We start from the raw sequence: 24,987 nt of genomic DNA on the forward strand, positions 1-24,987 counted from the left end.
CCTCAGCCCTGGCCCAGCAGCGCAGCGCGCAGTGCCGGTGCGGAGGTTTGCTCCGACAGCCAGATGCCAAAGAACAGGCGCGCATACAGCGCATCGTCAATGGCGGCGGTCTCGCGCCCGTTGTGCAGGAAGACGACCTTGCCTGTGCCGCCGTTCAGGCCCAGCAGGCGGTCCTGCGCCACCACATCGGGAAAGGCCTGCTTCATCATGCGCAGCCACTGGCGGGCCTGGTCCTCCGAGAAGGGCGCCACCCGGCGCATCTCGGCAATGGAGCGCTCCGCAATGGCCTCACCCTCGAGCTTGCGGTCGTAGACCAGCTCCAGCGCAAAAGGCTGGCGTGCGTAGTCCTGCGGGTTGAAGCCGGCAGGCGCCCACAGCCGCGCCTCGTAGACCCGCAGTCCAAAAAACCGCAGCACACCGGTGCCGACCAGGCGCGCGCCGGGCAAGGCGGTGCCCAGCTCGGCAGGGATGGCAGGTGTGGCAGCGAGGAGGTCGTGGGTCATGGCAGTAATGGAAAGAGCAACAAGGCTGGCGCCCCAGCACAGGGTTTGGCGTCGGCGCAGGTCAGGCATGGTCGGGCCTGCGCAACGTGAACTGGACCACATCGGTATTGCCCATGTCGAACGATGCCTCGCAGTAGGCGAGGTAGAAGCGCCAGATACGGATGAAACGCTCGTCAAAGCCCTGGTCCCGCACGGCATCGAGCTGGCGCTCGAAAGCGTCGCGCCAGCGCCTCAGCGTCTCGGCATAGTCGCTGCCAAAATGCAGCTTGTGTTCCACGACCAGTCCGGCCCGCAGCGCCTCCTGCTCAAAGGCTTCGGTGCTGGGCAGCAACCCCCCGGGAAAGATGTACTGCTGGATGAAGTCGGTCGAGTGCAGGTAACGTGCAAACAGGTCGTTGCGCAAGGTAATCGACTGCACGCAGGCCCGGCCACCGGGCTTGAGGCACTGGCGCAGCGTCTGGAAGTAGCTGCCCCAGTATTCATGCCCCACGGCTTCAAACATCTCGATGGACACGATGGCATCAAAGGGTTGCGCCTGGTGCTCGGCCGCCAGGTCGCGGTAATCCTGGTAGCGCAGATCGACCTGATGCGCCAGTCCCGAATCGGCGATGCGCTGCCGTCCCCACAGCAGCTGTTCGCGCGACAGCGTTACCCCGGTAACCTGCGCACCAAATGCCTCGGCTGCCATCTGCGCCAGGCCGCCCCATCCACACCCGATCTCCAGCAGGCGCTGGCCCGGCTGCAGTCCGGTTTGCCGCAGCGCCTGCCGCATCTTGGCATCCTGGGCCTGGCCCAGGTCGGCCTGGGCCCGTGCCGGGGCGTCGCGCCCGACAAACCAGGCTGCGCTGTAGCTCATGCCCGGATCGAGAAACAGGCGGTAGAAGTCATTGCCCAGGTCATAGTGGGCATGGATGTTTCTGGCACTGCCCGCTCGCGTATTGCGGCGCAGCAGGTGGCGCAGCCGAAAGCCCAGCCGCCCCCACCAGCTGCCGTACACCAGCTGCTCCAGGTGATCACGGTTGGCGATGCACAGGCGCAGCAGCGCGCTGAGGTCCGGACTGTCCCATTGGCCGTCGATATAGCCTTCGGCCAATCCGATGTCGCCCGAGCGCTGAACGCGGTCCAGCGCATCCCAGTCGTGGATGACGCAGCGTGCATCGGCCTGGGCCGTGGCCTGCTGGCGGAAGTGCCGTACCCGCCCATCGGGCAGTTGCAGGTCCAGCTGGCCGCAGGGCAGGTGTTCCAGCAGCTGCAGCACCTGGCGCGCGCTGCGGGGGGTGGAGCGTCCGGCTGGGGCGGACGGGCTCGGCAGGGGTGCAGTGGTGGAGTTCATCGTGTGACGAGGCTCTTGGGCTCGGAGGGTTTGCGGTGGAAAGGCAGGCGTTTGCACCAAAGGCGCAGCGCCTGCCAGTGGATGCGGAACACGACGCCCCAGGTCATCAAGGGCATGCCCCAGAATGCGCGCCGCACGGTGGTGCGGGTCAAGGGCTGCAGCGTGCCTGCGACGCCGGTGCGCAGCAGCGGCCCGGCCTCGTCATGCAGATCGACCTGCACCAGGTTGCGGCTGTCGCTGCGTACAAAGCGGAAGCGATACTCGCCCTGCACATTGCAAAACGGCGACACATGGAAGCACTTGGCCGCGACCTGTTCTGTTCCCCAGGCCAGATCGGGCCCGGCCAGCAGGTAGGCATGGCGTTCGCCAAAGGTGTTGTTGACCTCGGCCAGCACTGCGGCCAGCGAGCCATCGGCGCGGTGCGCATACCAGAAGCTGACGGGTTTGAACGCATAGCCCAGCACACGCGGGAAGGTGTGCAGCCAGACCTCGCCGACCGCGTCCCCGATGCCTTCCTGCTGCAGCAGCTGGTCAAACCAGGCCAGGCAGTCCGCACTGCCGTCGCCATGGTCGCAGTCATGAAAGCTGATCGCCGCGCGCCGGTTGCGACGCAGCACCGCATCGGGCTGGTCGCGCAAGCTGCGCAAAGGCAGCAGGAAGAAGTACCCGGGGTAGCGGAAGGCATGCACCACCGGGCGCAAGCGCTGGTGCCAGACGTGGCCAAAGCCGATCAGCGAGCGGTTGCTCATGCGGCCTCCTCCAGCATAGGTGCTTGCACGGCTGGCGCTGCGCCGGCCAGCGACTGGCACAGGCTCTCAGCGGCCGCCAGGCCGGACCGCAGTCCGTCCTCGTGGAAGCCATAGCCGCACCAGGCACCGCAATACCAGGTGCTCAGCTGGCCCTGCAGTTGGGGCAGCTGGCGCTGGGCCAGGATGGCCGCCTGGTCAAACACCGGGTGGCTGTAATGAATGCGGGCATGTACCTGGTCTGCGGCAATCGGGCGCGCCGGGTTGAGCGACACCAGCACCGGCTGCTGCCAAGGCAGGGGCTGGAGCTGGTTGATCAGGTAGTGCAGGCAGACGCCCGCCTGCTCCGCGCTGGAGGCGGCTGCGCGCTCGTAGTTCCATGCGGCCCAGGCCGCCCGGCGCTGGGGCAGCACGCTGCTGTCGGTATGCAGGACCGCCTCGTTGGGCTGGTAGCGGATGCTGCCGAGCACGGCGCGTTCAGCGGCCGTCGCGCCGTCGCCCAGCAGCTGCAAGGCCTGGTCGCTGTGGCAGGCCAGAACCACGGCATCAAACCATTCGGCGCCCTGGGCCATCTGCACCATGACGCCCTGTGGGTGGCGCTGCAGGCCGAGCACCGGCGTGTTCAGCCGCGCCTCGTGGCGGCCATCCTGCGTGAATCGGGCCAGCAGGCGGCGCACATACTGGCGCGAGCCTGCGCGCACGCTGTACCACTGCGGCCGGTCCCGCACCTGGATCAGGCCGTGGTTGTGGCAGAAGCGGATCATCGTGGCGACGGGGAAGCGCAGCATCTGGTCCGTCGGGCAGGACCAGATGCTGCCCAGCATCGGCAGCAGGTAGTCGCTGCGGAACGCCGCAGAGAAGCGGTGCTGGTCCAGGAAATCAGCGATCGATGCCGTCATCTCTGCCTCGGCCTGGCGCTCGGCGATCCCGGTGGTCAGGCGGTTGAAGCGGGCGATGTCCTGCAGCATGCCCCAGAAACGCGGGCGCAGCAGATTGCGTTTTTGGGCAAACACGCTGGCCAGGGACCGGCCGCTCCACTCCAGCGCGGATGCCCCGTTGGCACCGGGCACCTGGACGGAGAACGACATCTCCGAGGCGACCGTATCGACATCCAGGTCTTGGAAGAGCTGGGTCAGCAAGGGGTAGGTGCGGTGGTTGAACACCAGAAAGCCGGTGTCCACGCCGTGCGTGATGCCGTTCAGGCGCAGGTCCACCGTGTTGGCATGGCCGCCGAAATGGCTGCCGCCCTCCAGCAGGCAGACCCGGTGCGATGTCTGCGAGCGGGCCAGGTGGGCGGCAGCGGCCAGCCCAGAGATGCCCGATCCGATGACAGCGATGCGTTGCATGAAAGACCCCTTGTAGATACAACAGCCAAACGTTTGAACCTCAAAGATCAATTGTTGAACTGATGAGTTCACACTATAAACCACAAATATCAAATTTGCACCATTTAGTTTTCTTCCTGACCTTCGACGTCATAAAATGGCGGCATGAATGCTCGGTCTGCCATCAAGGAACAAATACAGCGTGTGCGTGAAGAGGCCATCGTGACGGCGGTCAACCGGCTGCTCGCGACCAAGGGCTACGACGCGATGACCGTCGACGAGGTGGCGGCGGAAGCGGGCATGGCCAAGGCCAGTCTCTACAAGCTGTTCACGTCGAAGGAGGAATTGGCCGGCGCTGCGATGGTCGGGGTGCTGGACCGCGCGTTGGCCTTTGTCGATGGCTTGCGCACTGCGGCCGAAGAGGCGGCGGAGTCCGGCGAGCCCATTGGGGCACTGGAGCAGTTGAAGGCGGTGGTGCGCTGGGCCATGCGCACCCAGCTGGAAGGGCAAATGCCCTCGCTGCCGGCGCAAAACTCTAACCTCAGCGCGTCGCTGCAATCCAACGATGCCTACATGGACCGCCTCATTGCGCTGAGCAACCGGCTCAGCATCTGGATCACCGAGGCGCAGACCGGCGGCCAACTGCCAGCGGCCTTGCCTGCCGAGCTGGTGCTCTATACCTTGTTTGCGCGTGCCTGCGATCCGGTGCTGGGCCTGCTCAACGAGTTGGGCCAGTACACCCATGACCAGATCATTGACTGGGTGACCGGGACCACCTTTGACGGCCTGACGGGCGCAGCCGCTGCACCTGGCCTGCGCTGAGGCGGGCGCGTCTGCGGCGCTGCCGTCCGCACCGCACTCGGCACGGCACGCCGCGCACCGGTCACGCGCCGCCCGGCGGACCGCCCGCGTTGGCCGCTGGCGCCGAGCCACTGCGGCGCAGCCAGCGCATCAGCACGCCCAGTGCCGGCAATTTCTCATACACCTCTTCGGCGGTATCCCAGTAATCGCGGTGGTGTGAGACGCGCCCCTGGGCATCCAGGCTCAGCCACGACACACCTCTTATGCACTGCGCCACTTGGGGGCGCCAGCACTGGAAGCGAAAGTGGAATTCCCATTCCAGCGCTGCGCTGCGGTCCCGCGCCAGTGTGCGTGTGATGACAAAGCGCGGCTCCTGCAAGGCCGCAAACATATGCACAAAGATGGCGGTGATGGCGGGCACGCCGCGCACCGCGTTGAATGGATCCTTGAAGAAGGCATCCGCCGCATAGTAGTCGCCCAGCCTGTCAAGATCGGAAGGCGCGAGCTGCTGATAGAACTGCACCAGCCGCTGCACGGCTGCCTCGGGGTCGGGCATCGAAGAGAGATCGGTCATCGGGCAGGCTTTCTGTGGGGCTGGCGCGCTAAGGCAAGACTGCAAGCTTAAGACATGCCGCAGCATCTGGGGCGGGCGCTGGCGCGGATCGGCTGTCAGTGGCCGCCGGATGCGCAGGGCGGGCCGGATGCGGGTGGCGCCTTGGTGGGGGAGCTGTGGACCGTGTGGCTGCATCTGCTGCCGCCTTTTGGCAGGTCTAGATTCACAAGAAATAGACGACTGGTCTATTTTTAACTACAATGCAGCACATGACCCTGACCAAGAAGGCGGAAGCGACCCGCCAGCACATCCTCGATACCGGTCACCAGCTCGTGCTGCGCAAAGGCTTTGCTGCCCTGGGCTTGCTGGAAATCCTGAAGACCTGCAACGTCCCCAAGGGTTCGTTCTACCACTACTTCCCGTCGAAAGAGGCTTTTGGCTGCGCGCTGCTCAAGCAGTATGTCGATGGCTATGGCCGCAAAGTTGACGGGCTGCAGGCCGCAGAAGGCACGGGCTATGAACGCCTGATGCGCTACTGGGATGCCTGGATCGAAGCACCCGGCGATGCCGGCTGCGGCTGGGCCGAGGAATGCCTGGTCGTCAAGCTGGCAGCCGAGGTGGCCGATCTGTCCGAAGACATGCGGCGGGTGCTGGACACCGGGGTGCAGCGCCTGCTGGCCCGGATTGCCGCATGGATTGACGAGGCAAGGGCCGATGGCTCCTTGCCCGCTGGTGCGCCGTCGCTGGGCCTGGCGCACGTGCTGTACCAGATGTGGCTGGGCGCAGCCTTGCTCGCCAAGCTGAGCCAGGACCGATCGTCACTGCAACAGGCGCGGCTTGCGACCGTGCACCTGCTGCGCTGCGAGGCGGCGGCCTCTGCATCCTCCTCCACCCCTGCGCATTAACCTCCAAGGAGTTCCCCATGAAAGTTCTGTTTGTACTGACCTCGCACGACCGTCTTGGCGACACGGGCCGCAAGACGGGCTTCTGGCTCGAAGAATTTGCCGCGCCCTATTACGTCTTCCAGGACGCGGGTGCCCAGATCACGCTCGCATCTCCGCTGGGCGGACAGCCGCCTCTGGACCCCAAGAGTGACGAGCCCGATGCCCACACGCCTGCCACCGAGCGCTTCCGCAAGGATCCGCAGGCCCAGGCGGCGCTGGCCAAGACCGCGCCACTGGCACAGATCCAGCCCGATGACTTCGATGCCGTCTTCTACCCTGGCGGCCATGGCCCGCTGTGGGATCTGGCCCAGGATGCGCACTCCATCGCGCTGCTGGAATCCTTTGCGCGTGCAGGCAAGCCACTGGGTCTGGTCTGCCATGCCCCGGGTGCACTCATCAAGGTCAAGACCGCCGGTGGACAACCGCTGGTGGCGGGCCGGCGCGTGACCGGCTTTAGCAACAGCGAAGAAGAGGCGGTCGGCTTGACGGCTGTGGTGCCCTTTCTTCTGGAAGATGCGTTCAAAGGCTTGGGCGGCGATTACCGCAAAGGCGCTGATTGGCAGGTGCATGTGGAGGTGGACGGTCCCTTGGTCACCGGCCAGAACCCTGCGAGCAGCGAAGCGGTGGCCGAGGCCTTGCTCACCCAACTGGCTTGAAAGGACACACCATGCGCAGTGCGATGCATACCACCTTTGGCGAGCCTTCCGACGTGCTGAGCCTGGGCAGCCTGCCCAAGCCCGAGCCGGCTGCTGGCGAAGTCCGCATCCAGACCTTGCTGGCGCCTATCCATAACCATGACCTGTGGACCATCCGGGGCCGCTATGGCTACAAGCCCGAGTTGCCGGCGATTGGCGGCAGTGAGGCGGTCGGTATGGTCGAGGCGCTGGGGCCGGACGTCGAGGGCGTCACCGTGGGACAGCGCGTGGCCGTCGCCGGGGTTCACGGCACCTGGGCGGAGTACTTTCTGGCACCCGCACGCCAGCTGGTGCCGGTGCCTGACGCCATCCCCGACGACGTGGCGGCACAGCTCATCGCGATGCCGCTCAGCGCGCTGATGCTGCTGGAGTTCCTGCAGGTCGCGCCGGGGCAGTGGATTGCCCAGAACACGGCCAACGGCGCGGTCGGCAAGACACTGGCGATGCTGGCGAGCGCACGCGGTGTGCAGGTGCTCAACCTGGTGCGCCGCGACGCGGGTGTGCAGGAGCTGAGCGGTCTGGGGATCGCCCATGTGCTGTCGACCGCACAGGACGGCTGGCAGCAAAGCGCCAGCGCTCTGCTGGGTCCGGGCGGCGCCCATGCGGCCGTTGATTCGATCGGCGGAGCGGCCAGCGCCGCGCTGCTGGCATTGTTGGGCGAGGGCGGCACCCTGGTGTCATTCGGCACCATGGCGGGCGAGCCGATGCAGATCGACTCGGGCGCGATGATATTCAAACAGGCCACCGTCAAAGGCTTTTGGGGCAGCAAGGTGAGCGAGGCCATGTCCGCGCAGGACAAGCGGCGCTTGCTGGGAGAGCTGATGCAGCGCATCCTGGGCGGGGAGCTCAAGCTGCCGACCGAAGCCATCTATGACCTGGCCGATGCGGCCCAGGCCGCAGCGGCCAGCCTGCAGCCCGGCCGTAAAGGCAAGGTGCTGCTCAAACCCTGAGCGCCTTGCCACCGCGCCTGCCCTTCAGCGCAGCGGTAACGGGCGGCGCTGTCCGCGCAGGCGGGTGCTGCGAGGCCGCTCAGCCCCGCAATCCCCGTTTGGGCGTTGCGGGGCTTTTCCAATAGCCAAACTCGTCCTCATGCACCTCGTAGTCGAGCTCCTGCAGGCGCTCGTGCATACGGGCCTGGGCATCGGCCACGCCCTGGTTGTAGAGGCTGGGCCCGATTTCCTGCAGGAAGAAGCCGAGCAGGGCCGAGGCCGTCATGTTGCCGATGCGCTCGCCCTGGGTCTGCTCGAAGTAGCGTTCGATGGATTGGACGGCACGGTCGTGCACGTCCTTTTTCAGCTCGATGGTCATGGTGTTGCCTACAAAGGTCCATCGACCGGCTCGGCCAGGAAGCCGCCACTCTGGTGGGCCCAGAGCTTGGCATAGATGCCGCCTTGGGCCAGCAGTTGCTGGTGGCTGCCCTGCTCGATGATCTGGCCCTTGTCCATGACGATCAAGCGGTCCATCGCGGCGATGGTGGACAGGCGGTGCGCGATGGCGATGACGGTCTTGCCATGCATGAGGCTGTCCAGGCTTTCCTGGATGGCGGCTTCGACCTCGCTGTCCAACGCGCTGGTAGCCTCGTCCAGCAGCAGAATGGGCGCGTCCTTCAGCATCACGCGGGCAATGGCCACGCGCTGGCGCTGGCCGCCCGAGAGCTTGACGCCGCGCTCACCCACCTGGGCGTCGTAGCCGGTGCGGCCAAAGCGGTCGCTCAAGGTGCTGATGAAGTCCGAGGCCTCGGCCCGCTCGGTGGCGCGGCGCATGTCTTCTTCGCTGGCATCGGGACGGCCATACAGGATGTTGTCGCGCATCGAGCGGTGCAGCAGCGAGGTGTCTTGCGTCACCATGCCGATATTGCTGCGCAGGCTGTCCTGCGTGACCTTGGCGATGTCCTGCCCATCGATGCGGATCTGCCCACCGGCCAGATCGTGGAAGCGCAGCAGCAGGTTGACCAGGGTCGACTTGCCGGCGCCCGAGCGGCCAATGAGGCCGATGCGCTCGCCGGGGTTGATGGTCAGGTTCAGCTGGTCGATGACCGGGCGTCCGGCATCCTTGTAGGCAAAACTGACGTTGTCGAACTCGATGCGGCCTTGCTGCACCACCAGCGGCTTGGCGTCGCTGGCATCGACGATGCTGCGCGGCTTGGTCAGGGTGTTGATGCCGTCCTGGATGGTGCCGACGTTTTCAAACAGCCCCGTCATCTGCCACATCACCCAGTGCGAATAGCCCATCAGGCGCAGTGCCATCGCGATCACGGCGGCCACCACGCCGGCGCTGGCCTGGCCATTGAGCCACAGGTACAGCGCGGTGCCCGAGGCACCCAGCAGCAGCAGGGTGATCATCAGGTGGTTGGTGATCTCGAACAGGCTCACCAGGCGCATCTGCGCATGGCCGGTCTGCTTGAAGGATTCCATCGCGCTGCGGGCGTACTCGGCCTCGCGCTTGGTATGGGCGAACAGCTTGACGGTGGCGATATTCGTATAGGCGTCGGTCACGCGGCCGGTCATCATTGAGCGCGCATCGGCCTGGGCCTTGCCGATCTTGCCCAGGCGCGGCACAAAGAAGAAGCAGGCGCCGATATAGGCCAGCAGCCACAGCAGGAACGGAATCATCAGCCGCCATTCAAAGCTGGCTGCGAGGACCAGGATACCGATCATGTAGACGCTCACGCCGACCAGCACATCGACAATCATGAACACCACTTCGCGCACGGACAGCGCCGTCTGCATGATCTTGGTCGTAATGCGGCCGGCAAACTCGTCGGCGTAGAAGGACATGCTCTGGCCCAGCATCAGCCGGTGGAAGACCCAGCGCAGCCGCATCGGAAAGTTGATGGCCAGCACCTGGTGCATCACCTGCGTGTGCAGCGCCAGCAGCAGCACACTGCCCAGCAGCACGCCGACAATGCCCAGCACGGTGCCGCCCTGCTCGGTCCAGAAGTTGTTGGGCGACATCGTTGCCAGCCAGTCGACCACATGGCCCATCACCGCAAACAGCATCGCTTCATAGACGGCCAGCAGCGCCGATGTGGCCGTGAGCAGGCCGATCCAGCCACGCATGCCCTGCGTACAGGCCCACATAAAAGCAAAAAACCCCTTGGGCGGAACCTGGGGCTCGGCGCTGGGATAGGGCGGCACCCGCCGCTCGAAAAACGAAAACATGCACTCTTCTCCTGCAATGGGCCTGCGGCCGTGCCTGTGCCGTGCGCAACAGGCAGGCACACCGCGCAGACCTGCGGCTTGGCTGCTGCGGCTTGCGCAACGCCAGAACCTGTTGATATTGACAGTGGTAACAACCCCGATCCGGCAAGTCTAGCGGCGCTGGCAACCCCCTTGGCCGGCGGCCAACATAGCCCTAGATATGTCTGTGTCTTTGTGTCGGCGAATCGTCGCCTGGGCGTCAATCTTGGAGCCTATGGGCTTGCAAAAAACCATAGGTGTGTTCACCAATGCGCGGCCCACACACAGTTTCTAAGATAGCGGCTTTTGACACGAGGTGCTACTGATGCCATCCCAATCGATGACCCATTCATCCCAGAACGCCCGCTGGAGGCTTCCCGCACTGAGTGCCGTGACCCTGGCGATCAGCTTGAGCCTGGGCGCCTGCGCCAGCAGCCCGCAATCCACCAAGATGGTGGAGTCCGCTCCTGCGACTCCCGTTGCGGCTGCCGCTGCTCCCGCAGCTGCGAGCCAGCCCGCACAGCAAGGCCAGCGCAATGTCGTCGTGCTGGCCACCGGTGGCACGATTGCTGGCGCCGGTGCATCGGCGATGAACAGCGCCACCTACAGTGCCGCCAAGGTACCGGTCGACAAGCTGCTGGCAGGCCTGCCGGAGCTGTCCAAGGTGGCCCAGGTGCGCGGTGAGCAGGTCTTCCAGATTGCATCCGAGAGCTTTACCAATGACAACCTGCTGGTGCTGGCCAAGCGCGTCTCCGCGCTGGTCAAGCAGCCGGATGTCGACGGTGTGGTCATCACCCACGGCACCGACACCCTGGCCGAGACGGCCTACTTCCTGAGCCTGACGGTGCACACCAACAAGCCCATCGTCGTGGTCGGTTCGATGCGCCCAGGCACGGCGCTGTCGGCCGATGGCGGATTGAACCTCGTCAACGCCGTCAGCGTCGCCGCTTCCAAGGATGCCGAAGGCAAGGGCGTGGTCGTGACGATGAACGACGAGATCCAGACCGCGCGTGATGTGAACAAGGATGTGAACATCAAGACCAGCGCGTTCCAAAGCCAGTGGGGTCCGCTGGGCATGGTGGTCGAGGGCAAGAACTACTGGTTCCGTGCCCCGGTCAAGCGCCACACGATGCAGTCCGAGTTCAACATCGACTCCATCACCAGCCTGCCGGCGGTGGAAGTGGTCTACAGCTACGGCAATGTGCCGCGCACCGCGATCGATGCCTTCGTCGGCACCGGCGCCAAGGCGATCGTGCATGCCGGCACCGGCAATGGCTCGGTGGCAGACCGCATCGTGCCTGCACTGCAGGAAGCGCGCAGCAAGGGCGTGCAGGTGATCCGCTCGGCACGTGTGCCTTATGGCTTTGTGCTGCGCAATGCAGAGCAGCCGGATGACAAGTACGACTGGGTGGTTGCGCATGACCTGCGTCCCGAAAAAGCCCGTCTGCTGGCCGCATTGGCACTGACCAAGACCAACGACCCCAAGGAAATCCAGCGCATTTTCTGGGAATATTGATAGCCAGCGTGCCCGGCTGCGGCGGGGCACTTGCTTCAATACCGCATCTACCAAGGACAGCTACGGCTGTCCTTTTTACTGTCCGCTGTATGGCTTGCCAGCGGCGGCCAGGGCCGCTGCCAATGTCACAATGGCTGCCTTCACAGGAGCAAAACAGATGGCGCATGCGTGGACCCAAATCAGCTACGAAGGCTTTCCCGCCTGGTGTGCCCAGTGGGCCGATGGATCGTCGGCCGTGGTGGCGGAGCAGGGCGCGCAGCTGTTGTCCTGGAAGACGGCTGATGGCCGCGAGCACCTGTACCTGAGCCCCGCCAGCCTGCGCGATGGCCAGGCCGCCATTCGCGGCGGCGTGCCGGTGTGCTTTCCACAGTTCAATGTGCGCGGGCCTTTGCCCAAGCATGGCTTTGCGCGCAACCTGCGCTGGCAGATGCTGCAGGCCGATGGAGACGGTATCGTGATGCAGCTGACGGACAGCGCGGCCACCCGGGCCTTTTGGCCGCATGCCTTTGATGCCCGGTTGCGCATCACGGTGCATGCCCGCCAGCTCACCATTGGCCTGGATGTACAGAACACCGACGAGGTACCTTGGTCGATGACCTGCGCGCTGCACAGCTACCTGCAGGTCGACGATGTGGCGCAAACGGCGCTTTCCGGTCTGCAGGGCCTGGCCTGCTGGGATGCGCTGGCCGATACCCGCTTTGTGCAGCCGCCGGGCGATGTAGGCTTTGCCGCGACCACTGAGCAGGGCTTTGACCGGGTGTTCTCCACGCCTGGCGCAGCGGGCACGGTGCTGCAGCTTGAGCAGCGCGATCTGCCCGGCGGCCGCAGGCTGGAGATTGCCCACAGCAGCACGGCCAGCGAGGTGGTGGTCTGGAACCCGGGCGTACGACTGAGCCACAGCCTGGCCGATATGCCCGATGACGGCTGGCGCCAGATGCTCTGTGTGGAGGCCGCGAGCATCGACACGCCGGTGCTGCTGGCGCCGGGCCAGCCGTGGTCGATCAGCCAGACCCTGACCTTGGCCTGAGACCTGGACCGCGAAAGGGAAACACAGGCCCTGTAGCGGAATTGTGGGCGGCCACTACCGCAGGCCAGGGGAAAACCCGATAATGGCGGCCTTGTCATTGTCGGCATGGCGCTTGCGGCCATGCTTTTTTGTTTATGCCGGGTTCTGGGTCTCCCTCTTCTTGCGCGCCAGTCAATGAACTGCGCCGTGATCTCAAGGCACGCCATTTGTCGATGATTGCCATTGGTGGCTCCATCGGTACGGGGCTGTTTGTGGCATCGGGTGCCACCATTGCGCAGGCGGGGCCCGGCGGGGCGCTGCTGGCCTATGGCGTCATCGGCCTGATGGTCTACTTCCTGATGACCAGCCTGGGCGAGCTGGCGGCCTTCATGCCGGTGTCGGGCTCGTTTGCCACCTATGGCGCGCGCTACGTGGACGAGGGCTTTGGCTTCGCGCTGGGCTGGAACTACTGGTACAACTGGGCGATCACGATTGCGGTGGACCTGGTGGCCTCGCAGCTGGTGATGGCCTACTGGTTCCCCGATGTGCCGGGCTACTGGTGGAGCGCGCTGTTCCTGATGCTGATGGTGGCCCTCAATGCCATCTCGGTGCGAGGTTTTGGCGAGGCCGAGTACTGGTTCGCGGCGATCAAGGTGACGACGGTGCTGGTGTTCATTGCGCTGGGTGTGGCGATGATTTTTGGCATTCTCAAAGGCGGCCCGACCGACGGCGTCTGGGGCGCCATTGCCAACTGGCAGGTGGCCGATGCGCCGTTTGCCGGTGGCTTTGCGGCCCTGATCGGTGTGGCGATGATCGTGGGCTTTTCCTTCCAGGGCACCGAGCTGATCGGCATTGCAGCGGCCGAGTCCGAGAACCCGGCCAAGAACATTCCGCGCGCAGTGCGCCAGGTGTTCTGGCGCATTCTGCTGTTTTATGTGCTGGCCATTGCGGTGATCGGCTCGCTGGTTGCCTATACCGACCCGCACCTGTTGCGCAACGATGTGGGCGATATCAGCGTCAGCCCCTTCACCCTGGTGTTTGAGAAAGCAGGCCTGCTGTCGGCGGCCGTCATCATGAATGCGGTGGTGCTGACCTCGGTGCTGTCGGCCGGTAACTCGGGCATGTATGCCTCCACCCGCATGCTCTACACCCTCGCCTGCCAGGGCATGGCCCCGCGCATTTTTGGCCGCCTCTCGCGCCACGGCGTGCCGGTGATGGCCTTGCTGGCGACCACGGTGATGGCCGGCCTGTGCTTTTTCAGCTTTCTGTTCAGCCCGCAGACGGTCTACCTGTGGCTGCTCAACCTGTCGGGCATGACCGGCTTCATCGCCTGGCTGGGCATTGCGATCAGCCATTACCGCTTCCGCAAGGGCTTTCTGGCGCAGGGCCATCAGGTGTCGCAGCTGCCCTATGTCTCGCCCTGGTTCCCGTTCGGCCCCATCTTTGCGTTTGTGCTGTGCCTGGTCATCACCCTGGGGCAGAACTACGAGGCCTTCCTGAAGGACCAGATCGACTGGGGCGGTGTGGTCGCCACCTATATCGGCCTGCCGGTGTTCCTGCTGATCTGGTGGGGCTACCGCCTGGCCAAAGGCAGCCGCACCGTGGCCTATGCCGACATGCGCTTTGATGGCCAGGTGGCGGGCGACAAATAAGCGGGCTGCGGGCTGCTATGACAGCCCTTCAGCCAGCAAAAAGCGAGTGCCAAGACTCGCTTTTTTTGGGGCTGACCAGCGGGCGCCTTATTCGCTGCGCGGGACCGGCTGGCGGCCGATGGACACATAGCCCAGGCCATAACCGGCTACCAGCGCCGGGTCATAGAGGTTGCGGCCATCAAAAATCATGCGGTCGCGCAGGCGCTGGGCCAACTGGCCAAAATCGGGCGCGCGGAAGATCTGCCACTCGGTGACGATGGCCAGGCAGTCGGCGCCTTGCAAGGTGGCCTCGGGGTCGGCGGCCAGCACCAGATCGCTGCGCGCGCCATAGATGCGCTGGGCCTCCTGCATCGCGACGGGGTCATAGGCCTGAACGCGGGCGCCTGCGGCCCACAGCGATTCCAGCAGGGTGCGGCTGGGCGCCTCGCGCATGTCATCGGTGTTGGGCTTGAAGGCCAGGCCCCACAGCGCAACCGTCTTGCCCTGCAACTGGCCGCCGTAGAAGGCGCTGATGCGCTCGAACAGCACATGGCGCTGGGCGGCATTGCGGGCCTCGACGGCGTTGAGCAGCAAGGGGTCGAAGCCGATTTCCTCGGCGGTGCGCACCAGGGCTTTCACATCCTTGGGGAAGCAGCTGCCGCCATAACCCACACCGGGGTAGATGAAGTGGTAGCCAATGCGCGGGTCGCTGCCGATGCCGCGGCGCACCGCTTCCACATTGGCGCCCAGGCGCTCGGCCAGGTTGGCGATCTCGTTCATGAAGCTGATCTTGGTGGCCAGCATCGCGTTGGCGGCGTACTTGGTCAGCTCGGCGCTGCGCACATCCATCACCACGATCTTGTCGTGGTTGCGGTTGAAGGGCGCATACAGCTCGCGCAGCCGTGCCTCTGACGCGGGGTTGCTGGTGCCGATGATGATGCGGTCGGGCCGCTGGCAGTCGGCCACGGCGGCGCCTTCCTTGAGGAATTCCGGGTTCGACACCACATCGAAACCGTAGCTGGCGCCCCTTGCGGCCAGGCCCTCGGCGATCACGGCGCGCACCTTGTCGGCGGTGCCTACCGGCACGGTGGATTTGTTGATGACGATGCGCGGGCCATCCATGTGCTGGGCAATGGTGCGGGCCACGGCCAGCACGTACTGCAGGTCGGCGCTGCCGTCCTCATCGGGGGGCGTGCCCACGGCCAGGAAGATCACCTCGCTGTGGCTGACGCCCAGGGCCGCATCGGTGGTAAAGCGCAGCCGCCCGTTGGCATGGTTGCTGGTGACGAGCTTGTCCAGGCCCGGCTCATGGATGGGGATCTGGCCGGCCTGCAACGCGGCGACCTTGGCCGCATCGACATCGACACACAGCACCTGGTGGCCGACATCGGCCAGCACGGCACCTTGAACAAGACCGACATAGCCGGTTCCAAAAACAGTGACTTTCATACGCGGTAGAACGAGCGGTACCAGTCGACAAAGCGCTGGATCCCGTCTGTGACAGTGAAAGAAGGGGCGAACTGCACCCAGGCCTGCAAGGCCCGGGTGTCGGCCGAGGTGCTGTGCATGTCGCCCGGCTGGATGGGCAGCATGCGCTTGTGGGCCTGCATGCCCAGCGCGGATTCCAGTGCTGCGATGTAGTCCATCAGCACGGTGGGCTGGCTGTTGCCGATGTTGAAGATGCGGTAGGGCGCGGTGCTGGTGCCCGGGTTGGGCTGCAGAGGATCATAGCTGGCATCGGGCGTGGCGGGTTTGTCCAGCACACGCAGAATGCCTTCGACGATGTCGTCGATGAAGGTGAAATCGCGCACCAGCTGGCCATTGCCATAGACGTCGATGGTCTCGCCCGCCAGCATGGCCTTGGTGAACTTGAACAAGGCCATGTCCGGCCGGCCCCAGGGCCCGTAGACCGTGAAAAAGCGCAGCCCGGTGGTGGGCATCTGGTAGAGGTGCGAGTAGGTGTGCGCCATCAGCTCGTTGGCCTTCTTGGTGGCCGCGTAGTAGCTGATCGGGTGGTCGACCGCATCGCTCTCTGCATAAGGCATCTTGGCATTGCCGCCGTAGACGCTGGAGCTGCTCGCATAGACCAGGTGCGCGACCTGGTGCTTGCGGCAGCCCTGCAGCACATGGCCAAAGCCCAGCAGGTTCGAATCCGTGTAGTCGTCGGGCTGGTCGATGGAGTAGCGCACCCCTGCCTGGGCGGCCAGGTGCAGCACGCGCTGGGGCTTGATCTCGTCAAACAGCGCGGCCATGCCGGCGCGGTCGGCCAGATCGAGCTGGATGAAGCGGAAATGGGGATGGCTTTGCAGCTGCGCGAGCCGGGCCTGCTTGAGCGCGACGTCGTAGTAGCTGTTGAGGTTGTCGATGCCGACAACGGGCAGGCCCCGCTCCAACAGGCGCAAGGCGCAGTGCATGCCGATAAAGCCGGCAGCGCCGGTGACGAGAACAGGTTTCATGGTGTGATGGGTGCGGGCAGCCACACAAACTGGTAGTGCATGGGCGGCGTGCTGGCACGCATATGGGAAAACGGAAGGGTCAGATCTTGGATGGCGGCGCCGGGCGCCGTGGCCAGCACCGGCTCCCACCAGGCAGGCGTGGCCTTGTCCATGCGGGCAATGTACAGCAGGCCGCTGCCGGTTTGCGCGGCCTTGGCGCGGGCCTGAGCGAGGCAGTCGGCCATGCGGCCAAACTCGGCCGTGCAGGCCGTCGCATAGGCCCGGGGGTTGCGCGAGCGCAGCATCGCCGCGACCATGTTGTCCGAGCCGACGATGACGCCTTGGCCGTCGTAGCCAGCAGCAGCCAGCGACGCGCTCAGCTGCGCGACGGGGTGGTTGAGCTCGTCCGGATCCTTGCGCAGGTTGGACTGCCAGGGGCGCACGGTGGCCAGGGTCAGAAAGACCAGCGCAAACACCAGCACCGTGGTGGTGTAGCCCCGGCCCACGCCATCGGCCAGCAGGCGCGGGCGCCATACATACAAGGCCAGCGGCGCCACAGCCGTCAGCGGCAGCACCCAGCGCTGCTTGAAGCTGCTGACATCGCCCACGAGCACCATGCCCACCAGGATGGCAAACACCAGGGCCAGATAGCGCCACAGCAGCGGCCAGGCCCAGACACGCCATTCCGGCAGGGGCGCATCTGCAGCGGGCTCGGTTTTCCACAAACGGCTGCGGTAGCTGGCCAGGCTGACCAGCAGCCACAGGCCCAATGTCGAGAACACGGCGGCCGCCAAGGCGCCCAGGCCCTTGAGGTGGGACACCTGGGTGGAGATGTCCATCTTGTGGATGGTTTCGGTCGTGGCCTCACGCCAGTGGTGCAGCAGCCAGTAGCCATGTGGCGCAAAGATCAGCAGGCCAATCAAGGGCGCCAGCCACCAGCCCCGGCCCAGCAGCGCCCGGCGCACCTGGGGCACGCTGAAGGCGGCCACGGCAAACACGGCGATCAGCATCGCAAAGCTGTATTTGGCCAGCATGCCCACGCCGCAGAAGATGCCCAGGCCGACAAAATTGACCAGCGCCGGTGCGCGCACCTGGCGCAAGGCCATCCACCAGGCGCCAAAGGTCATCGCGGTCACCAGAATGGTGTGGGTCTGGTCGCGCACGCTGTCCCAGCCAAACGGCAGCATCAGCAGCAGGCCGCCAGCGACCCAGAAGCCGCCCTTGGCCGGCAGCAGCGCGCGGCCGGTTTGCCAGGCCAGCACATAGGTGAGCACGATCAGGCTGTGCTTGACCAGCGACAGCGACAGCACCGTGGGGCCCAGCAGCTGGCCCACCAGCCATTGCAGCCAGCTGTAGGCGGGCGGCTGGGCGCCGTAGCCCAACAGAAACTGCTGGGACCAGAGGATTTGTTCGGACTCGTCCCATTTCATGCCGTCCGAGATGGCCACGCGCGAGATGACATGTGCACAGGCCAGCACCAGCACCCAGGCCAAGGGGTGGCGGTAGAGCTGGGACTGCCAATCTTTGGCGGGGGAGGGGGACGCAGACGTCATGGCAGAAACACGAAATGCTGGTGCATACAGGGCCCGCAGCCCCAAGGCGCGGCACCAGCCTGTCGCATCAGCAGCAGAGGAAAAAGCGGATCAGGTAGTATAGGCGACCGCTGTTTTACCAATGCCAGAAGAGTCGCCCACCCCGGTTGGGCTGCGCCGCACACCGTTTCCGGTACCGGTCCAGCCGCCTGTTTGAGCGGCTTTTTGCAATGTGCCCTTTATGTCCCCTGCTGTTTCCATCGTCGTCCCCATCTACAACGAGTTCGACAATCTGATCGCCCTGGTCGACCGGATTGACGCGGCCATGCGCTCGCAGCCGCTGAGCTATGAGCTGATTGCCGTCGACGATGGCTCCAAGGACGACAGCGCCAAGCGCCTGCTGGAGCTGGCTGCCACGCGCCCCTGGCTGCGCCCGGTGATCCTCGCGCGCAACTATGGCCAGTCCAGCGCGTTGCAGGCCGGTTTTGACCGGGTGCAGGGCCGCTATGTGGTGACCCTGGACGCCGACCTGCAAAACGAGCCCGACGACATTCCTCTGCTGCTCAACCGCCTGGAGACCGACCCGAGCGTCGATATGGTCTCCGGCTGGCGCAAGGACCGCCAGGATGCCGCCATCTCGCGCAAGCTGCCGTCCAAGATTGCCAACCGTCTGATCTCCAACGCCACCGGCGTGCAGCTGCACGACTACGGCTGCGCGCTCAAGGCCTACCGGCGCCACATCATCGACCGCGTGCACCTCTACGGTGAGCTGCACCGCTTCATCCCTTCGCTGGCACGCGATGCCGGTGCCCGCATCACCGAAGTGCCAGTGCGCCACCACGCCCGCACGGCGGGTGTCTCCAAGTACGGCATTGACCGCACCTTCCGCGTGATTCTGGATTTGATCCTGATGGTCTTCCTGATGCGCTACCGCCAGCGCCCGCTGCACGCCTTTGGCGGACTGGGCCTGTGGCTGGCTACGCCGGGCTTTCTGATCCTGGCCTACCTGTTCATCGTCAAGCTGATGGGCGAGAGCATTGGCGGGCGGCCCTTGCTGATCATTGGCGTGATGCTGGTGCTGATGGGCATGACCTTTGTCGCCGCCGGCCTGATCGGTGAGCTGCTGACCCGCATCTACTACGAGTCCGGTGGTGGCCGCCAGTACTATGCGGACGACTATGTGATCTACGAGACCCGCGGCACCCCCCGCATGGTGCGCCTGGATGCCCATGCAGCGCGCGAGCAGGCTGTGCAGCCCGCTGCCGCCCCGAGTCTTTAAGCGCCGCCTGGTGTGAACCGTACACAAAAAGCCTGCATCAAGGCCTTGTGTGGCGCCGCTTTGCTCGGCGCCGTGGCCTACTTTGCCGACCCTGCCGCCCTCTGGGCCCGCTTGCGTGCCGCTGACGGGCGCTGGCTGCTGGCGGGGCTGGCGGCAGCCATCGCGTCGAACGTGGTGTCTGCCTGGCGCTGGCGTGCACTGGCGCAGTGGCTGGGCGCACCGATGCGCTGGCCCGATGCGCTGCGCTGGTATTTCCAGGCGATTGGCCTCAATGCCTTGCTGCCCGGCGCGGTGGTGGGCGGCGATGTGTACCGCGCGGTGGTGCTGCAGCGCAGTGGCCAGGGCAAGGCCGCTGCCTCGCTGTCGGTGCTGCTCGACCGCTTCAGCGGGCTGTGGATGCTCTGTGCGATTGGCGCCATCGGCGCGGCGCTGTCCGCCAGCGCCTTGGCGCCTGTGCTGCATATCTCTCCGCTGGCGCTGCAGGTCTTGATGGTGCTCGGCGTCATCGTCTGGATTGCGCTGCCTTGGCTGCTGCTGTGGTGGCTGTGCCAGCGCCAGGCGGCCAGCCTGCCGGGTTGGTTGCAGCCCTTGCTGCAGGCCGCTGCACGGCCAGACTTCAACCGCCAGATGCTGGTACAGGCAGGCTCTTCTGCGCTGGTGCAGCTGCTGTCTGCCGCTGCTCTGGCGCTGGGCGGGCTGGCGCTGGGCATCCATCTGGACCTGGCCGCCTGGGCCTTTGCGATGGCCCCCATTTTTCTGATGGCGGCCTTGCCTGTCAGCGTGGGCGGCTGGGGCACGCGTGAAGCGGCCAGTGCGGCGGCGTTGGCTCCCTTTGGCGTGCCAGCAGCCTTGGCCGTCGGTGTGGGGCTGATCTATGGCGTGTATGCGCTGGTGCAAGGGGCGCTGGGTGCCATTGCCTTTGGTCTGCCCAGCCGGCGCGAGCGTGAGGCGGATACAGCATCTCTATAGCTTGCGGACAACTTCGACGTATTAGGTTGTCATTATCGCGAATCAATTGCCTCTGTTCAGCCGATGTCCAGAGCTGGGATAGCATCGGATAGATTGATGCCAAATATCCTCAACGTCTACTATGTGGACCTCAAGATTTTGAAGTCATGAGTTTTTGATTGGTGGCTTCGGGGATGGTCTTGGAATATATATGGATTCTATTTGCAAATACAACCCATATGTATAAGTCTCTCATCGTTGTATGAACTCATGATCGGTCGCCTCACCATCCACGCTATATTGTTTTCGCTGTTTTCGCTGTTTTCGCTGTTTTCGGTTTGAGATTCACTTGGTAACATTGAAAATGGTTTCGTAATTTGAGTTGCCAGTATGACATAACTATTTTTAGACTAGATGCGCAGCGGTTCGACGTTGCGTAAGATCTAAGAGGAGTAAGTCATGAAAAATATTGCTATAGGAATTGCTCTCACTGTACTTTTGGGGGAGCATGTAAGAGCTCAAGTTGTTAGCCAAACAGCTGATAATGGAACTATTTCAATCAGCCTAAATCCGGTGCAGTATGGTGGGGCAATAACGTCGTTGAAAGTTTCTGGAGTTGAAACTCTGGATACCCATGATCATGGTCGACTGCTCCAGGCCTCCTTGTTTTTTAATGCTGGATCCGAATCCGGAGCATATGTGCCTTGCAACGGTGGCAACTCTCCACCTTGGGTGAATCCTCAAGAAGCAGGTGATAATTGCAATCGCACTTCCACGACTATTGGTGGTGGCCCTGGTCATGTAGGAAGTGGTGAAGTTAATGTACTTACTGAGCCGCTGGATTGGGGAGGCCTGGGAGTTCGACCGGTGGGTTTCCAAATTGGGGGGAATCATAAATTAGGTCCATTGCCTTATATGAATCTGAATCAAGTCGCGCGCCTTTTGTATACATTTAAGACAACCGACCAGACTGTCCATCCCTTGACCTACTTGCCATGGGGAGAGCCCAATCTTGGTCCATTTGTACCGGCGATATATTTCAAGGCATCGTTGTTGAATAGGCTGTATGGGCTTTCAATGGATGGCTCCACCTGGACAGAAGTAACTTCCTCAGTTAACGCTCCAATTTCAACCGCCTACCAACCTTCGTACTATCGCTTTAAAGCTATGGCTTGGGCAACTGATGACACCAGCAGTCCCAGTGATGGGTGGGGTGTTGCGATTTACGGAGGTTGGACAACAAATCAGATATGTTCCGGAATTGTAACAATGACGTTGCCTGCCCAAGCTGGGCAATGTGCGAATTACGCTGCACAGAGGTTCCCTACTACAGCTTCGTCGGATAAAGTCGGGACAAATAATATTTCATTGCTTGACCAAACACTGACAACGATTCAGGCTGATAGCAGCGTGACCCGAATGCCCCATATTGTTGTTGGTAATCTGGATACCATTCGAAGTATAATCAACGGTCTCTCAGATCAGGGATATTAATTAAGTTTTTTATAATTTGATGCTATCTTTCGGAGAATTTAAATTGTATTAAATTCTCCGATGTTGCTTTATATAATGCCAAGCCGTAATATTCCCGATGAATAAGTGTGTTATATGCAATAGCCATCGCGCTGAAGATTACTTAAGTCATTTTTAAGTTTATCGACGGCATTTGTATTATCTGAACTTTTTGCTACTAGCAATAACGTGCTGAAATTGATTTCCGTTCCGGAGGTGATGTTGTCATTAATTAGTCGAATAACGGACCATTTAGTTGTGGCATGAAAAGGTACTGTGCTACCTAATGGCCCCCATGCAATATATTTTGCAGGAATATTTGTAAAGCTTGCGCCCGATGCATTTACTGAACATACCGCCATTGCATGCGAGAGATCTTTTGTGGCATAAATAAGAGGGTCGTTAGTCCAGCATCCCAAAATCATGCAACTCGAATTGGTGATCTCCTTTATTACGGAATTAGATAGATTGTATTGATAGACTCTATTAAACTCTCCGGCCATATAACCTGTTGGCAACTCGAAAAGTAATTTCGGACCCGTAGCATCAAGTGGGTCTTGATGCGGAACTTCATTCACCTGAATTTGCCCAGTGAATTTTACAGCATTAGGATACTTGGGTATGCCAATTGAAATATTCTTATTAATTATATGGTTGTTTGCAGTCACATTTGAGTTAACGCCTCCACCGCAATTTTCATCATTCCCTGGATTGAACCAAAACGCTGGGTTATTAGTAGTGCTCATATTTCCTTCCGATGCGGAAATTGATCGCAAAATTGCTGATGTACTATATCCTAAGTCATCGGCGCATGAGCCAGCTTCAGTAGGGTTGTATCTCCCGCCATAGTTTGATGAATAAGCTATTTGCAGCTCCCGACCATGGTCTGTTGCATTTATAAATTCAACATTATCAAAAATCAAGCTATCTATGGCTCCGGCATTTCTTTGGCTAGTTCCGATGAAAATTTTTCCATCTTGTGCGAGTGAGCTTATCGTGGTAGTTAGTTGGCCTAAAAGGATACCGTTTTCTTGATATCCCATGCGACCTTCTTTATTTCCGTGATTTACGAAATGTACTATGGATTCGGCGTAGTCGTTGCCATACGCTTCTAATAGATCGGTATGTCTATTTAAATATTGAATTGAATGAAATCCAGCGTGTGCTTGACGTCCTTCGCGTATCCCGTTAATTAGCCAATGATTACAAGCTTCCTCTGGAGTTTGCAGCCCGGCTATAGCTAGATCAGCATTTATATTTAAATAATATCTCCAATTAAATACATTTTTATCTGTGGCATGTTGATGCTGCACGCAGCCTTCGGCGATATCAATTGCATATGCTGGTAGCGTAGCTATAAAGAGAAAAGATCCTAGAATTTGATGAATATTCAATTTTCTCATTATGATTCCTATGTGCCATATTCACTACTAGTGAAAGAGTTGCTGGATTAGTACATTTAATTGAGGTTAATATTTGGATGCTTGCTACTAATGTAAGGTGCTAGGTTTGCATTCTTAATCATTAGAACCATATGCTACATTCCGAAAATATTGCATTTTAGGTGTCATTAAATGCAGTGTCCAGTTTGGTGTAATTCATTTAGGTTGAGTTTGACTCTATCGACAGCCGAAACATTGTCCAGCGTTTTTGCTATTGCTAGATAGCTATTGAAATTTAGTACGGTTCCAGGGGATACATTGCCGTGAATGTATCTCACTACAGACCATTTCGTTGTTGATGCGAAAGGGCTGCTATTGTCGAGATTTCCAAAGGCTAGATACCTCTCTCTTGCTGCAAAGTCGGCGCCTGCCTCTCGACCTGCACACACTCCTAGTGCATGCGATAAATTGGCAGTCGCATAAATTAGTGAGTTTTCGGATGCGCACGCGCCGCCTATCATGCACGAAAGATTTGTAATCTCTATCAGTGTTGAGTTTTCCTTATTGAACTGAAACATTCTGTTGAAATCACCCCCGTGATACGCGGTTGGGAGTTCAAATCGCATGTATGAATTCCGAGGGTCTTGCGGTACATGTTCATTGATGTCTACCTGGATTGCGTAATGTATTACATTAGGCATTCCTGGTATCTCGCCGATTGATATATTCTTATGAAACCTATAATTTTCGGCTGATGTAGTTGTATTATTTCCAAGTCCGCAAAGGGTATTGCCGGGTTTTCGCCAAAATGCTGGGGTTACAGAGGTGAAAAGACTATTGGGTTTGAATATAAGGGTGTTCAGACTGCTTGATGTAGCATATCCCGATCCATCGTTGCAAGATCCTGCTTCCGTAGGGTTGTATCCTTCTTCCCATGAAGAGACCCCGGCGATTTGCAGCTCTCGGCCGTGATCTGTTGCATTTATAAATTCGACATTATCAAACATAAGGCTATCGACTGCGCCAGCGGTTCTTTTGCTGATGCCCATGAATATCTTCGAGGTATCGACTTGATTGCTGATTGTCGTGGTTTGATAGCCAAGTGATATGCCGTTATCTTGGTATCCAATTCTTCCTTCGGGTATGCCTGATTGAATATAATGATTCACAGCTGCGATATAATTTGTCTTTCCGAATGCTGCGAGTAGGTCTGGATATCTTGCCAGATATTGAGAGGAGTGAAAACCCGGATGGGCTTGTCTGCCTGCTGGTAGACCATGATTCAGCCAGTGGGTACATGCTGCACTAGCAGTTTTAACGCCAGCTCCTGCTACATCAGCATTGGAGTTTAAATAGTATCGCCAATTGAATATGTTCTTATCAACGGCAGCTTGTGATCCTGTGCACCCTTCCGCTACTTCAATGGCAAAGCCAGGAGCTGCTAATGTAATAGTGATGGCAAATACGCCAGCTTTTAATTTTGTGGTATTCATCTTGTCTGATTTGGTTGGTGGTGTGAAAAGGCTCACGTGAAGGGTATTTCTCGAAACTTACGCAAATCTTACGATGTATTAAATGAATTGAGTTGTTGGAGTTTATTTTGTGTCTGGCTGTGTTGAATTTGATATATTGAATATCAAGAAATATCAATTGAATTAATTTTAAAT

General features: G+C 61.1%; 22 protein-coding genes. 10 read left to right on the forward strand and 12 right to left on the reverse strand.

Annotation, left to right across the window (positions count from 1 at the left end):
- Positions 1-2: 2 nt before the first annotated feature.
- Genes ACCQ08_RS11475 through ACCQ08_RS11490 form a run of 4 tightly spaced genes read right to left on the reverse strand, consistent with a single transcriptional unit; the run spans position 3 to position 3,928 of the window.
- A complete protein-coding gene (locus tag ACCQ08_RS11475; protein WP_373449834.1) occupies positions 3-572 on the reverse strand; it encodes a chalcone isomerase family protein in 570 nt (189 codons plus the stop codon).
- Complete coding sequence (locus ACCQ08_RS11480) at positions 565-1,836, reverse strand: class I SAM-dependent methyltransferase (protein ID WP_373449835.1); 1,272 nt, start codon at positions 1,834-1,836, stop codon at positions 565-567. Before ACCQ08_RS11480 ends, ACCQ08_RS11475 begins: the two co-directional genes overlap by 8 nt.
- A complete protein-coding gene (locus tag ACCQ08_RS11485; protein ID WP_373449836.1) occupies positions 1,833-2,585 on the reverse strand; it encodes a DUF1365 domain-containing protein in 753 nt (250 codons plus the stop codon). Before ACCQ08_RS11485 ends, ACCQ08_RS11480 begins: the two co-directional genes overlap by 4 nt.
- Positions 2,582-3,928: an NAD(P)/FAD-dependent oxidoreductase gene (locus tag ACCQ08_RS11490; protein ID WP_373449837.1), complete on the reverse strand. Its 1,347-nt coding sequence runs from the start codon at positions 3,926-3,928 to the stop codon at positions 2,582-2,584. Before ACCQ08_RS11490 ends, ACCQ08_RS11485 begins: the two co-directional genes overlap by 4 nt.
- A gap of 144 nt (positions 3,929-4,072) precedes the next feature.
- Here ACCQ08_RS11490 and ACCQ08_RS11495 point away from each other — a divergent pair, with 144 nt between their 5' ends.
- Positions 4,073-4,729 carry a TetR/AcrR family transcriptional regulator gene (locus ACCQ08_RS11495; RefSeq protein WP_373449838.1) on the forward strand — a complete coding sequence of 219 codons (657 nt, stop codon included), beginning with the start codon at positions 4,073-4,075 and terminating at the stop codon, positions 4,727-4,729.
- A 61-nt stretch (positions 4,730-4,790) separates the two neighbouring features.
- Here the strand turns inward: ACCQ08_RS11495 and ACCQ08_RS11500 are convergent, their stop codons facing one another.
- On the reverse strand, positions 4,791-5,282 hold the full coding sequence (locus ACCQ08_RS11500; protein ID WP_373449839.1) for a nuclear transport factor 2 family protein: 492 nt from the start codon (positions 5,280-5,282) through the stop codon (positions 4,791-4,793).
- 248 nt (positions 5,283-5,530) lie between these two features.
- Between ACCQ08_RS11500 and ACCQ08_RS11505 the strand changes: the two genes are divergently transcribed.
- Genes ACCQ08_RS11505 through ACCQ08_RS11515 form a run of 3 tightly spaced genes read left to right on the forward strand, consistent with a single transcriptional unit; the run spans position 5,531 to position 7,850 of the window.
- Positions 5,531-6,166, forward strand: a complete 636-nt coding sequence (locus ACCQ08_RS11505) for a TetR/AcrR family transcriptional regulator (protein ID WP_373449840.1) — start codon at positions 5,531-5,533, stop codon at positions 6,164-6,166.
- A 17-nt stretch (positions 6,167-6,183) separates the two neighbouring features.
- Positions 6,184-6,861, forward strand: a complete 678-nt coding sequence (locus ACCQ08_RS11510; protein WP_373449841.1) for a type 1 glutamine amidotransferase domain-containing protein — start codon at positions 6,184-6,186, stop codon at positions 6,859-6,861.
- 11 nt (positions 6,862-6,872) lie between these two features.
- Positions 6,873-7,850, forward strand: a complete 978-nt coding sequence (locus tag ACCQ08_RS11515; RefSeq protein ID WP_312463160.1) for a zinc-binding dehydrogenase — start codon at positions 6,873-6,875, stop codon at positions 7,848-7,850.
- A gap of 79 nt (positions 7,851-7,929) precedes the next feature.
- Here ACCQ08_RS11515 and ACCQ08_RS11520 read toward each other — a convergent pair whose 3' ends face one another.
- Together ACCQ08_RS11520 and ACCQ08_RS11525 are read right to left on the reverse strand one after the other, a co-directional pair.
- Positions 7,930-8,208: a DUF2164 domain-containing protein gene (locus tag ACCQ08_RS11520; protein ID WP_239809530.1), complete on the reverse strand. Its 279-nt coding sequence runs from the start codon at positions 8,206-8,208 to the stop codon at positions 7,930-7,932.
- Between the two features lie 8 nt (positions 8,209-8,216).
- A complete protein-coding gene (locus ACCQ08_RS11525) occupies positions 8,217-10,061 on the reverse strand; it encodes an ABC transporter ATP-binding protein (RefSeq protein ID WP_373449842.1) in 1,845 nt (614 codons plus the stop codon).
- Positions 10,062-10,530: 469 nt separating this feature from the next.
- On the opposite strand from ACCQ08_RS11525, the gene ACCQ08_RS11530 reads away from it, so the two are divergent.
- The 3 genes from ACCQ08_RS11530 (at position 10,531) to ACCQ08_RS11540 (ending at position 14,253) form a co-directional block, all read left to right on the forward strand.
- Entirely contained in the window at positions 10,531-11,595 is a 1,065-nt protein-coding gene (locus ACCQ08_RS11530; RefSeq protein WP_373449931.1) for a type II asparaginase, read from the forward strand.
- 157 nt (positions 11,596-11,752) lie between these two features.
- Positions 11,753-12,622, forward strand: a complete 870-nt coding sequence (locus tag ACCQ08_RS11535) for a D-hexose-6-phosphate mutarotase (protein ID WP_373449843.1) — start codon at positions 11,753-11,755, stop codon at positions 12,620-12,622.
- Between the two features lie 134 nt (positions 12,623-12,756).
- A complete protein-coding gene (locus ACCQ08_RS11540; RefSeq protein ID WP_239809527.1) occupies positions 12,757-14,253 on the forward strand; it encodes an amino acid permease in 1,497 nt (498 codons plus the stop codon).
- Positions 14,254-14,340: 87 nt separating this feature from the next.
- On the opposite strand, the gene ACCQ08_RS11545 is transcribed toward ACCQ08_RS11540, so the two are convergent.
- The 3 genes from ACCQ08_RS11545 to ACCQ08_RS11555 are packed head-to-tail and all read right to left on the reverse strand — an operon-like array spanning position 14,341 to position 18,220.
- Positions 14,341-15,681, reverse strand: coding sequence for a UDP-glucose/GDP-mannose dehydrogenase family protein (locus ACCQ08_RS11545; protein WP_239809526.1), 1,341 nt, complete (start codon positions 15,679-15,681; stop codon positions 14,341-14,343).
- Positions 15,678-16,688, reverse strand: coding sequence for an NAD-dependent epimerase (locus ACCQ08_RS11550; RefSeq protein WP_373449844.1), 1,011 nt, complete (start codon positions 16,686-16,688; stop codon positions 15,678-15,680). Before ACCQ08_RS11550 ends, ACCQ08_RS11545 begins: the two co-directional genes overlap by 4 nt.
- Positions 16,685-18,220 carry an ArnT family glycosyltransferase gene (locus ACCQ08_RS11555; protein ID WP_373449845.1) on the reverse strand — a complete coding sequence of 512 codons (1,536 nt, stop codon included), beginning with the start codon at positions 18,218-18,220 and terminating at the stop codon, positions 16,685-16,687. The genes ACCQ08_RS11550 and ACCQ08_RS11555 overlap by 4 nt, the downstream gene beginning before the upstream one ends.
- 220 nt (positions 18,221-18,440) lie before the next feature.
- Between ACCQ08_RS11555 and ACCQ08_RS11560 the strand changes: the two genes are divergently transcribed.
- The 3 genes from ACCQ08_RS11560 to ACCQ08_RS11570 all read left to right on the forward strand — a co-directional run bounded on the left by ACCQ08_RS11560 (position 18,441) and on the right by ACCQ08_RS11570 (position 21,920).
- The gene (locus ACCQ08_RS11560) at positions 18,441-19,478 is read left to right on the forward strand and encodes a glycosyltransferase family 2 protein (protein WP_373449846.1); all 1,038 of its coding nucleotides are present in this window, start codon (positions 18,441-18,443) and stop codon (positions 19,476-19,478) included.
- A gap of 12 nt (positions 19,479-19,490) precedes the next feature.
- Complete coding sequence (locus ACCQ08_RS11565) at positions 19,491-20,447, forward strand: lysylphosphatidylglycerol synthase transmembrane domain-containing protein (RefSeq protein WP_373449847.1); 957 nt, start codon at positions 19,491-19,493, stop codon at positions 20,445-20,447.
- A 438-nt stretch (positions 20,448-20,885) separates the two neighbouring features.
- Positions 20,886-21,920, forward strand: a complete 1,035-nt coding sequence (locus tag ACCQ08_RS11570) for a hypothetical protein (RefSeq protein ID WP_239809521.1) — start codon at positions 20,886-20,888, stop codon at positions 21,918-21,920.
- Between the two features lie 110 nt (positions 21,921-22,030).
- On the opposite strand, the gene ACCQ08_RS11575 is transcribed toward ACCQ08_RS11570, so the two are convergent.
- Positions 22,031-23,341 (reverse strand): hypothetical protein, encoded by a 1,311-nt coding sequence (locus ACCQ08_RS11575; protein WP_239809520.1) that lies wholly within the window; start codon positions 23,339-23,341, stop codon positions 22,031-22,033.
- Between the two features lie 167 nt (positions 23,342-23,508).
- Positions 23,509-24,813, reverse strand: a complete 1,305-nt coding sequence (locus ACCQ08_RS11580; protein ID WP_373449848.1) for a hypothetical protein — start codon at positions 24,811-24,813, stop codon at positions 23,509-23,511.
- Between the last annotated feature and the right edge of the window lie 174 nt (positions 24,814-24,987).

The organism is Comamonas sp. SY3 (assembly GCF_041730275.1).
GTDB classification, from domain to species: domain Bacteria; phylum Pseudomonadota; class Gammaproteobacteria; order Burkholderiales; family Burkholderiaceae_C; genus Comamonas; species Comamonas sediminis.

Coding starts and splice junctions, on each gene's coding strand:
- ACCQ08_RS11475 (WP_373449834.1), bottom strand. CDS start 572: ATGCCTGACCTGCGCCGACGCCAAACCCTGTGCTGGGGCGCCAGCCTT.
- ACCQ08_RS11480 (WP_373449835.1), bottom strand. CDS start 1,836: ATGAACTCCACCACTGCACCCCTGCCGAGCCCGTCCGCCCCAGCCGGA.
- ACCQ08_RS11485 (WP_373449836.1), bottom strand. CDS start 2,585: ATGAGCAACCGCTCGCTGATCGGCTTTGGCCACGTCTGGCACCAGCGC.
- ACCQ08_RS11490 (WP_373449837.1), bottom strand. CDS start 3,928: ATGCAACGCATCGCTGTCATCGGATCGGGCATCTCTGGGCTGGCCGCT.
- ACCQ08_RS11495 (WP_373449838.1), top strand. CDS start 4,073: ATGAATGCTCGGTCTGCCATCAAGGAACAAATACAGCGTGTGCGTGAA.
- ACCQ08_RS11500 (WP_373449839.1), bottom strand. CDS start 5,282: ATGACCGATCTCTCTTCGATGCCCGACCCCGAGGCAGCCGTGCAGCGG.
- ACCQ08_RS11505 (WP_373449840.1), top strand. CDS start 5,531: ATGACCCTGACCAAGAAGGCGGAAGCGACCCGCCAGCACATCCTCGAT.
- ACCQ08_RS11510 (WP_373449841.1), top strand. CDS start 6,184: ATGAAAGTTCTGTTTGTACTGACCTCGCACGACCGTCTTGGCGACACG.
- ACCQ08_RS11515 (WP_312463160.1), top strand. CDS start 6,873: ATGCGCAGTGCGATGCATACCACCTTTGGCGAGCCTTCCGACGTGCTG.
- ACCQ08_RS11520 (WP_239809530.1), bottom strand. CDS start 8,208: ATGACCATCGAGCTGAAAAAGGACGTGCACGACCGTGCCGTCCAATCC.
- ACCQ08_RS11525 (WP_373449842.1), bottom strand. CDS start 10,061: ATGTTTTCGTTTTTCGAGCGGCGGGTGCCGCCCTATCCCAGCGCCGAG.
- ACCQ08_RS11530 (WP_373449931.1), top strand. CDS start 10,531: ATGGTGGAGTCCGCTCCTGCGACTCCCGTTGCGGCTGCCGCTGCTCCC.
- ACCQ08_RS11535 (WP_373449843.1), top strand. CDS start 11,753: ATGGCGCATGCGTGGACCCAAATCAGCTACGAAGGCTTTCCCGCCTGG.
- ACCQ08_RS11540 (WP_239809527.1), top strand. CDS start 12,757: ATGCCGGGTTCTGGGTCTCCCTCTTCTTGCGCGCCAGTCAATGAACTG.
- ACCQ08_RS11545 (WP_239809526.1), bottom strand. CDS start 15,681: ATGAAAGTCACTGTTTTTGGAACCGGCTATGTCGGTCTTGTTCAAGGT.
- ACCQ08_RS11550 (WP_373449844.1), bottom strand. CDS start 16,688: ATGAAACCTGTTCTCGTCACCGGCGCTGCCGGCTTTATCGGCATGCAC.
- ACCQ08_RS11555 (WP_373449845.1), bottom strand. CDS start 18,220: ATGACGTCTGCGTCCCCCTCCCCCGCCAAAGATTGGCAGTCCCAGCTC.
- ACCQ08_RS11560 (WP_373449846.1), top strand. CDS start 18,441: ATGTCCCCTGCTGTTTCCATCGTCGTCCCCATCTACAACGAGTTCGAC.
- ACCQ08_RS11570 (WP_239809521.1), top strand. CDS start 20,886: ATGAAAAATATTGCTATAGGAATTGCTCTCACTGTACTTTTGGGGGAG.
- ACCQ08_RS11575 (WP_239809520.1), bottom strand. CDS start 23,341: ATGAGAAAATTGAATATTCATCAAATTCTAGGATCTTTTCTCTTTATA.
- ACCQ08_RS11580 (WP_373449848.1), bottom strand. CDS start 24,813: ATGAATACCACAAAATTAAAAGCTGGCGTATTTGCCATCACTATTACA.